This window comes from Actinomyces gerencseriae DSM 6844 (assembly GCF_000429265.1).
GTDB lineage: Bacteria > Actinomycetota > Actinomycetes > Actinomycetales > Actinomycetaceae > Actinomyces > Actinomyces gerencseriae.
In genome coordinates this window covers 18,778-27,821 of the sequence record NZ_AUBN01000021.1, presented here as the reverse complement: position 1 = coordinate 27,821, position 9,044 = coordinate 18,778, and the positions used below count along the sequence as shown (strand labels likewise).

Here is a 9,044-nt window from a genome sequence, read left to right as displayed (position 1 = left end):
CAGGGCCTCCAGGTCGGCGGCGGTCAGGTCGGTGGTGTGCTCCCAGATGGCCGTCAGGCTCCGGCAGCCGGCGAGCACTCCGGTCACGGCCAGGGACAGGACCGCGAACAGGCTGTGGCGCACACCCCGCCGATCACGCGGGTCTTCCACATTCTTAAGAACCTGGGCCAGGGGCTGGCGCGACAGAGCGGTCGTGGTGGAAGATGACATGGCGGCGTGACCTCGCTGGTGACGGGATTGAGTAGACGCCTTCATCGTCACCATGCGGGTCACGCCGCACCCGCACCAACACACCAGACCCTCTAGAGATCAGACAACCACCCACCGACTTTGCCGACCCCCTGACACCTACTGTGGTGTGCCAAGCGACTGTGGGGAGCTGTGCGCTGGTTGGGGATTCGTGAAGGGAACCGTCGGGTCACATAGTGTGCAGGGTCGGCGATGCGTCTCACAGACGGTCCCGGCGGGTAGTTCACGGTGATGGATGCCCATGTCCTGGGCAACTGCCACCGCCGGCGTTCCGATGGCGGCAGGCTGGTCGACCACCAGCGGGCTCCCATGGGCGGCGAGCCTCTCGTAGAGAGTGCGTATGCGCGCCTCATCGTTGGGCAGGGCCTTGCCTCGAGCTTTCGTCGTTGGGGTGCTGAAAGTGGGGTGAAGGTGCTCTTTTCCTGGGATAATGCGGATTGCTTAGGTCTGTGCATGACCAGGAGAGGAGCACGTTCGTGGTGCACGACTACCGGGTTGTACCCGGCCGTGGTGTTGGAGTCCGGGAACGTTCCCGCGGTGGGGTGTAGGCCTGCTCGTGTTGGATGGGGGTGTGCATGCCGTTGGCGGAGTGGGGTCGGGTGGTGCCCGCCCAGTGGACCCACTCGGCGATGGTGACCACAGGCAGCGTCGATGCCCTCCCAGGGGCCATGCTCATCGAGGTAGTTGCGGTTGCGGATCAGCTCTGCCTTCTTGTACCAGGAGATTGAGGGCCTCGCGGCCGCCGCCCAGTCCGCCCCTCCCGCCCGCGTCTCAGCCACCGGGCGGTTCTTGGCCCGGTGCGCGATCGCGATGCTATCGTCCCGGCGTCGCGCGGTCGCCTCGGGAACCGCGGTCGGATATCGAGACCAGGAGGAATGCGGTGCGCATGCGGATGTGTTGCTGTCGGTGTCGCTGAGACGCCTCCGCACCCATCCGCCACTCTGACTGAGACGAGGTACTCGTGCCCGCTCCCGAACTCCTCCCCGAGCAGTCCGCCAACAGCGCCACCGGCGCCGGCAGTGCCGACGGCGCGAACGACGTCGACGACCTCGCCCGCCCCCTGGTGCGCATCGATCACGTGAGCAAGTACTACGGCGACTTCAAGGCGCTCGACGACGTCTCGCTCGACATCCTCCCCGGTCAGGTCGTCGCCGTCATCGGAGCCTCCGGCTCGGGCAAGTCGACCCTGTGCCGCGCCATCAACCGCCTGGAGACGATCCAGGAGGGCACGATCGAGATCGACGGCGAGCGCCTCCCCGAGGAGGGCGGGGAGCTGACCCGTCTGCGCGCCGAGGTCGGCATGGTCTTCCAGTCCTTCAATCTCTTCCCCCATCGCACGGTCCTGGACAACATCACCCTGGCGCCCATCAAGGTCCGCCGTACGGCGCGCGGCGAGGCGGAGGCCACCGCCCGCGCCCTCCTGGAGCGAGTCGGTCTGGCCGACCAGGCCTCGAAGCGCCCGCCGCAGCTCTCCGGAGGCCAGCAGCAGCGCGTCGCCATCGCCCGCGCCCTGGCGATGGGCCCCAAGATCATGCTCTTCGACGAGCCCACCAGCGCCCTCGACCCGGAGATGATCACCGAGGTCCTCGACGTCATCAGGGACCTGGCGGCCGAGGGCATGACCATGCTCGTCGTCACCCACGAGATGGGTTTCGCCCGCTCCGTGGCCGATCGCGTCGTCTTCATGGACGCCGGACAGATCGTGGAGTCCGGAGCACCGGACGACTTCTTCTCCGCCCCCGCCACCGACCGCGCCCGCGACTTCCTGTCCACGGTGCTGAGTCACTGAGCCCGGCCGCTGGGTCCGGCCGCCGAGCCCGGTCGCCGGCCCACCACCTCCGACCGACGGACCCGGCCCGTCATGACGAAAGGAACCCCACCATGACATCCACCAGGACGGATCTCTCCCGTCGCGCGCTGCTGTCCGCCACCGGCGCCGTCTCCCTGGCCGCGATCCTGGCCGCCTGCTCCGACACGGGAGCCGATGGCAAGGCCGTCTCGACCGGCGCGAGCATCGACTACGACACGGTCATCAACTCCGGTCCGGTCGCCTCCGACGACGTCGTGACCGCCTCCTCCTGGGCCTCGGCGATCAGGCAGGCGGGCGTCTTCAGGACCGGCGGCACGATGACCCTGCCGGTCTTCTCCTCCCAGGACGCGGCCACCGGTCGGGTCTCCGGCTTCGACGCCGCCATCGGCCAGGTCCTCGCCCGCTACATCATCGGCGGCGACGACGCCCGCGCGTTGCTGGACATTTCCCAGGTCACCTCGGACACCCGCGAGACCTCGCTCGAGAACGGCACCGTGCAGGCCGTCATCGCCACGTACTCGATCACCCCCGCGCGCGACGAGAAGATCGACTTCGCCGGGCCCTACTACGCCTCCGGCCAGGGGCTGCTCGTGCGGGCGGACGAGGACGGGATCACCGGCGTGGGCGACCTGGCGGGCATCAAGGTCGCCGTCCAGTCCGGATCCTCCTCGGTGACGGCGCTCCAGAAGGCGGCGCCCGACGCCGAGCAGACCCCGTTCGCCGACAACAACGCCTGCCTGGCCGCGCTGGAGGCCAGGAGCGTCGACGCCTACGTCGTCGATCAGTCGATCCTGCTCGGCGACATGCAGGGCAGCGACGCCTTCAAGAGCATCGGCGAGCCCTTCACGGAGGATCCCTACGGCATCGGCCTGCCCCAGGGCTCGGACGCCAAGGCCTTCGTCAACGCCTTCCTCCAGACGATCTACGACGACGGCACCTGGGAGGCGATCTGGAGGGCGACCATCGGCGCCGTCACGGGCGGCGAGGCTCCCGAGCCGCCCGCCATCGGCTCGGTGCCCGGCTCCGAGACCGGCGGCGCGGTCCCGCCGACCGCCTGACGAGCCCGGCTCCATGCGCTCGCGCCGCCAGGACCGTCGGCACGCACATCGGAGGAGACGACTTTGAGCATCATCACCGACAATCTGGACATGATCGGGGCCGGTCTGGCGACCACCCTGGCCATCGCCCTGCTCGCCTACGCCGGCGCACTCGTCGTCGGCACGCTCGTCGCCGTGTGCCGCGTCAGCCCGGTTCCCCCGCTGCGGGCGCTGGGCGCCGTCTGGGTGACGATCGCCTGCAACATCCCGACCCTGTGCCTCATGATCCTGCTGGCCTTCGTCGCCCCCCGGGCGGGCGTGCCGCTGTCCCTGTTCCCGGCGGCGGTGGGCGCGATCCTCCTCGCGGGCTCGGGGTACGTGTGCGAGGCGGTGCGCTCGGGCATCAACTCCGTCGCCAAGGGCCAGGTCGAGGCCGCCCGCGCCCTGGGGATGCCCTTCGGACTCATCGTCCGCGAGATCGTGCTCCCCCAGGCGCTCGCCCGCACCATCCAGCCGCTGGTCAACGTCTTCATCTCCTGCCTCATCGGCTCGGCACTGGCGGCGGCCATCGGGGTGCGCGAGCTCACCAGCGTCACTCAGCAGCTCAACCTGCACTACGCCGAGGCCGTCGTCACGTTCCTGCTCTCGGGCCTGATCTACCTCGCGCTCGCCCTCGGCGCCACGAGACTCGGAGCCATGCTCGAGCGCCGCGCGGCAGGGGGACGGGAGGCGCGCGCATGAGCTCCGCTCCCGCAGCTCCCAGGACTCCTGCGGCGCAACGCGCGGCGCGGCGCGACCGCGGTCGGACGGTGGACGCCGATCTTCTCTTCGACGCCCCCGGGCCCCGCGGACGACGGCGCATCGCCGTCATCTCCGGCGTCGTCACCCTCCTCGCGGCGGCGCTGGTCGCCGCGGCGCTCTACCAGCTCGCCCGCCAGGGACAGCTCGCCTACCCGAAGTGGCGCTACTTCCTGGGGCAGTCGATCGTCAGGTACCTGGGCATCGCCCTGGGGGCGACGCTGCTGGTCACCGTCGTCTCGGCCGCCCTGTCCTTCCCCCTGGGCATCCTCCTGGGCTGGGCGAGGCTGGGGGCCGGCCGTCTCGGGCGTGTGATCGTGGGGGCCTGGATCGACACCATGCGGGCCGTGCCCATGCTTCTGCTCATCTACTTCTTCCTGCTGGCCGTGCCCCGTTTCGGACCGACGCTGCCGTCCTTCTGGATGCTCGTCATCCCCATCGTCATGTGCACCTCGGCGACGACGGCGGAGGTCTTCCGCTCCGGGGTGCTGGCGCTGGATCAGGGGCAGACCGAGGCGGCTCGGGCCCTCGGGCTGAGCCGGGGCCAGACCATGCGGCTGATCCTCGCTCCCCAGGCCCTGCGACTCATGCTGCCGACCCTGGTCACCCAGCTGGTCACGATCCTCAAGGACTCCTCGCTGGGCTACGTCGTCTCCTACGCCGAGCTCATGTACGCCGGGAACGTCCTGATCACCAGCACCCGGCAGAACCAGCATCTGGACATCTACCTGCCCGCGTACATCATCGTCTCGGTGCTCTACATCGTGATCAACTGGGGCCTGGGAGCACTGGCCCGAGCCATCGAGGCGCGCACTCGCTGATCCCGGGATCGGTCCCGTTCCGCTGCGTCCGCCGGAGAGGGCCCGTGGACGGATCGGAGACGGGCGAGACCCTTCCGGGAACGACGAAACGACGAAGAAAGGATCGAACATGTCGCCGACCATCTCGGCGCCCGCCGTCCTCCTCGCCTGCGACGTGCTCGCCACGGGCATGATCGCGGGCTTCCTCACCATGTACTGCCTCACCATCGGCGGCTACTTCACGTTCATGGCGCGCACCGGGCACCTCGACGAGCTCCAGCGCACCTACCCCGACTTCCGACGCCGCACCCGCCTCAGACCGGTCTACGGCCTGGCGATGCTCATGCAGCTCCTCATCGCCATCGCCGCGCTGATCGCCGGCTGGGACTCCGGACCCCTGGGCCTCGTCCCGGCCGTCTGCGCGCTGCCGATCCTGCTCCTCGTGCACGTCGTCACGGGCTTCGCCTCTCCCGAGGAGAAGTTCTTGAGCGGTCGGGACCTGAGCGATGCGGAGCTCGCCCGCTACTTGCGCCTCAACCTTCCCCTGCACGTGGTCTACGCCTGCTTCTACGCGGCGTCGGCCCTGATCGCGCTGGTCCCGGCGCTCGCCTGACCCGCTCGCGCGAGTCCCGCTCGTGCCGGACAGGACGGATCCGCTCCCGATGCGGCCGGGGCGCCGGCGGCGCCGGTTCTGCCGGCGCCGCCCGTCCATCCCATCCTCGGCCCCCGCCCGCCCCGAACGGATCCCGATGAAGACCCGTTCGATGCGTCTCGTTCGACGCGGGGATGAGCTCCCGCCGGCATCGTGCGGGAGCTCAGGCCCCCAGGTCCCGTCGTCTGTAGGCGAGCAGCCCGACGGTGGCGCCCACCAGACCCACTGCCGCCTGGATCGCCAACGGCTTCCAGTCGATCGGGCCGACCACGTCGAGGTAGTGCCCGATGACGCTCAGGTCCTGCGCCCGGTCGGGCAGCTCGACGAGACCGCCGAAGAACTGCGCGAAGACGCTCCATGCCACGACCGCCCACACCAGTGCCACTCGCCGCGGCGCCAGGCCCACCAGGGCCAGGGCCAGACCGATCGCCGCGAACACGCCCGGAAGCTGACTGACCGTGTAGACGAAGGCGCGAGCCACCGCGTGGTCCTCAGTGATCTGTCCCGCGGTCGTCGCTGCGAGCACGCCTCCCGAGACGAGCAGGAGAGCCACCGCCTCGATCAGCGCGGCGCAGGCCCGCACGACGAACAACCGCGTCCGGGAGACCCCCGCCGCGACCTCCGCCTCCACCAGCCCGTGGCGCTCATCGCCGGCCGGCGAACCCGCCCGCCCGACCGCCGCCACGACGACGAGCAGAACGGTGAAGACGGTGAGTCTGCCCATGAACTGCACCACTGGACTGCCCTCCGCCATCCTGTCCACCATCTGGGCCGTGGGCGATCCCGGCCTCAGCAGATCCGTGATACTGCCGGACATCGCCCCGAACAGTGCCGAGACGCACGTCGCCGCCACTGCCCAGGCGGCCAGGGGTCGCCGGTCCAGGCGCGCCAGCAGGTCGGCGTGCCCGCGCACCCGCCACCGTCGTCGGCTCGCCGAGCGGTCCGGCAGGCAGCCGTCCAGGTGCTCCCGGCGCGCGTGGATCGCCCCGGCCGCCGCCACCAGTGCCAGACTGGCGACTGCGCACACCGCCAGCACCGCCCAGCGATCACGGGTGTAGGGCTCGATCAGATCCCGCCAGGCGACGGGGCTGAGCCAACGCAACCAGGAGGCGTCGGTCTCGTCGGCCACGACCCGCAGAGCGAGGGCGGCGCCGAGCGCGCTCAGGGACAGTCCCCGTGCCGAGGCCGCATCGTGGGCGAGCTGGCTCGCCATCGCGGACACGCCCGTGAAGGCCCAGCCGACCACCGCGACGGTGCCCGCCAGGGCCCAGGCGCCCGAGACTGTCAGCTCCTCCACCCGCCCGGTCAGGATCGTCATGAGCAGACCGATCCCGGTCGCGTGCAGCGCCACGATCCCGGTCACGACGCCGACCGGGGCGAGGAAGGGCACCCGCCGCCCCGCGCCCGCGCCCCGCAGCAGCTCCACCAGTCCCTCGTCCTCGTCGGCCCGCAGCGTCCTGCAGGTCAGGAGCACGGCCATGAGGCCGGTGCACACCACCAGGTAGCTGCCGATCTCCCACTGGGCGAGCTGCCCGATCGTCCCGGGCAGTGGCAGGATCCCGTAGAGCAGCCGTGTGCCGGCACTGGCGCGCATCGCCTCGATGAGCACGGTTCGCGACTGCAATGAGGGGTAGACGCTCTCGTAGCTCGGCGTCGCCGCCGCCAGTGCCCACAGGGGAAGGACCCAGGCGCAGGCCTGGACGCGCAGCCGCCGCACCATCAGACCCGTCGCCCGCCCCAGCCCGCTCAGAGGCTGCTCCGCGCCGGCCGCCCGTCCGCTCGATGGCGCCGCCTCCGCCGATCCGGTCGCCGCGCTCATCGGGCGTCCTCGTAGTGGCGCAGGAACAGGTCCTCCAGACTCGCGGGCTCGCAGGTCACATCCACGACCCGCTGCTCGGCGACGACGCCGAGGACCATGGGTACCCGTTCCGGAGGCACCTGCAGGGTCAGCCGGCCCTCGCCGCTCTCGAGGTCCGCGTGCAGGGGCGCGAGCGCTGATCTCAGCGACGCCAGGCGCTCGGGGCCGGCGCGCAGCTCGATGCGAGTGGCCGCCAGGGACTGCAGATGCTCCAGATCGCCGTGCTCGACGACCCTCCCGTCCTTGATGATGGTCACGGCGCTGCACAGGCGCTGCACCTCGGCCAGGATGTGGCTGGAGAGCAGGACGGTGCGCCCGGCGCTCGCGGCCGCGGAGACCTCCTCGGTGAAGACCCTCTCCATGAGCGGGTCGAGACCACTGGTCGGCTCGTCGAGGACGAGCAGGCGAGTGGGCGCCGCCAGCGCGGCGACGAGCGCGACCTTCTGCCGGTTGCCCTTGGAGTAGGTGCGCACCTTCTTGCTCGGGTCCAGGTCGAGGCGCTCGATCAGATCCTCCTCCCGGGCGCGGTCGCGCGCCCCGCGCAGACCGGCCAGGACGTCGAGGACCTGGCCGCCCGTCAGGTTCGGCCACAGGGCGACGTCGCCCGGTACGTAGGAGATCTCCCGGTTGATGGCGGAGGCGCTGCGCCCCGGGTCTCGGCCGAGCACGCGCACCTCGCCGGCGTCGGGGCGGTACAGGCCCAGCAGGACCCGGATGGTGGTGGACTTACCAGCGCCGTTGGGCCCGAGGAAGCCGTGGACGGAGCCCGCGGCGACGGTCAGGTCGAGTCCGTCCAGGGCGGTCAGGCGCCCGAAGCGCTTGGTCAGGCCGCGGATCCGGATGGGGGAGTCGTCGGCGGCGCGCGGGGCCGTGACGGAGGCGGGTTGTGCGCTCGCAGTGGTCATATCACAGGGTCCTCTCCCGCCGTGCGGCGGATCGTGGTGGCGAAGTCGGGGTCGGAGAGCAGGAGCTCGAGGATGCGGGCGGCGAAGGCCCGCTGGGCGGGGTGCGGATAACCGGTGACGGACAGGATGTGGGTCAGATGCCACGTGGCGCGCCCCAGCGCTCCTCCCGGCAGCTCGTCGAGGACCGTCAGAGCGAGGTCCTTGTGGCGGACGGCCAGGCCGAAGGTGCGCTCCGCCAGGGCGTGCGCGGCCGCGGTGCCCTCCTCGCCGCGCAGCCGCGTCAGGCGGGAGAAGCCGATGATCTGCTGCGCGCACATATCGATCTCGGCGTCGTCGAAGGCCTCGATGTAGGGGACGACGCTGGCCGGCACCATGCCCAGCGACCCCATGATCTGCGCCATCTGACGCTCCGTGCGCAGACTGGACGGATCGCCGCCCAGCGCCCGGACTCGGATTTCGATCATGTCGTAGAAGCGGGTCAGGAACGCCGGGACCGGGGCCAGGGCCTCCCCGGCCTCCACGCGGGCGATGAGCTCGTCGATCCGCCGCGCCTGCTCGTCCAGGCTGCGGCGCCTCGCCTCGATCGTGCCCCGAGCGGCGCGCAGGTCTCGCAGCACCTCCCGCCGGTGCTCGTCGCCTCGCGGGCCGGCGGGCTCAGTCGGTTCAGCCGGCTCGACGGGTTCCGGATCCGATGCGATGATCTCGGCGACCTGGCGCAGCGACAGGCCGCCGTCGGCCAGCCACCGGATGCGCAGGAGCCTGGCCAGGTGCTCCACCCCGTACTCGCGCCTGCCGCGCACGGTCGGCGGGACCTCGAGCAGGCCCAGGCGGTGGTAGTGGCGCACGGCCCGGGGCGTGGTACCGGCCAGGTCGGCGATCTGGGTGACGCGCATGGGCTCATCCCAGCAGGTGACGCAACGTCACCGTCAAACCCG

Annotated in this window: 9 protein-coding genes and 1 pseudogene; 5 read left to right on the top strand and 5 right to left on the bottom strand. The window is 70.9% G+C overall.

Going from position 1 to position 9,044, the window contains the following annotated elements; translation table 11 throughout:
- Both G448_RS0109315 and G448_RS18815 read right to left on the bottom strand, forming a co-directional pair.
- Window positions 1-210: transposase family protein (locus G448_RS0109315; RefSeq protein ID WP_026407755.1), on the bottom strand; the 210-nt coding region annotated here is incomplete at its 3' end.
- Window positions 211-434: 224 nt separating this feature from the next.
- A pseudogene (locus tag G448_RS18815) lies at window positions 435-618 on the bottom strand (IS110 family transposase); the annotation flags it as partial.
- A gap of 694 nt (window positions 619-1,312) precedes the next feature.
- Here G448_RS18815 and G448_RS0109310 point away from each other — a divergent pair.
- The 5 genes from G448_RS0109310 (at window position 1,313) to G448_RS0109290 (ending at window position 5,307) form a co-directional block, all read left to right on the top strand.
- Window positions 1,313-2,038: an amino acid ABC transporter ATP-binding protein gene (locus G448_RS0109310; RefSeq protein WP_026407754.1), complete on the top strand. Its 726-nt coding sequence runs from the start codon at window positions 1,313-1,315 to the stop codon at window positions 2,036-2,038.
- A 92-nt stretch (window positions 2,039-2,130) separates the two neighbouring features.
- Window positions 2,131-3,117 (top strand): glutamate ABC transporter substrate-binding protein, encoded by a 987-nt coding sequence (locus tag G448_RS0109305; protein WP_026407753.1) that lies wholly within the window; start codon window positions 2,131-2,133, stop codon window positions 3,115-3,117.
- A gap of 63 nt (window positions 3,118-3,180) precedes the next feature.
- Window positions 3,181-3,837: an amino acid ABC transporter permease gene (locus tag G448_RS0109300; protein WP_026407752.1), complete on the top strand. Its 657-nt coding sequence runs from the start codon at window positions 3,181-3,183 to the stop codon at window positions 3,835-3,837.
- Window positions 3,834-4,715, top strand: a complete 882-nt coding sequence (locus G448_RS0109295) for an amino acid ABC transporter permease (protein ID WP_026407751.1) — start codon at window positions 3,834-3,836, stop codon at window positions 4,713-4,715. The genes G448_RS0109300 and G448_RS0109295 overlap by 4 nt, the downstream gene beginning before the upstream one ends.
- A 109-nt stretch (window positions 4,716-4,824) precedes the next feature.
- Window positions 4,825-5,307 carry a hypothetical protein gene (locus G448_RS0109290; RefSeq protein ID WP_245572267.1) on the top strand — a complete coding sequence of 161 codons (483 nt, stop codon included), beginning with the start codon at window positions 4,825-4,827 and terminating at the stop codon, window positions 5,305-5,307.
- 202 nt (window positions 5,308-5,509) lie between these two features.
- On the opposite strand, the gene G448_RS0109285 is transcribed toward G448_RS0109290, so the two are convergent.
- From G448_RS0109285 to G448_RS0109275, 3 genes are read right to left on the bottom strand one after another with little or no spacing between them, the layout of a single operon-like run.
- Window positions 5,510-7,165 carry an ABC transporter permease gene (locus G448_RS0109285; RefSeq protein WP_026407749.1) on the bottom strand — a complete coding sequence of 552 codons (1,656 nt, stop codon included), beginning with the start codon at window positions 7,163-7,165 and terminating at the stop codon, window positions 5,510-5,512.
- Window positions 7,162-8,109, bottom strand: a complete 948-nt coding sequence (locus G448_RS0109280) for an ABC transporter ATP-binding protein (RefSeq protein ID WP_051268866.1) — start codon at window positions 8,107-8,109, stop codon at window positions 7,162-7,164. Before G448_RS0109280 ends, G448_RS0109285 begins: the two co-directional genes overlap by 4 nt.
- Window positions 8,106-9,002 carry a MerR family transcriptional regulator gene (locus G448_RS0109275; protein ID WP_026407747.1) on the bottom strand — a complete coding sequence of 299 codons (897 nt, stop codon included), beginning with the start codon at window positions 9,000-9,002 and terminating at the stop codon, window positions 8,106-8,108. The genes G448_RS0109280 and G448_RS0109275 overlap by 4 nt, the downstream gene beginning before the upstream one ends.
- Between the last annotated feature and the right edge of the window lie 42 nt (window positions 9,003-9,044).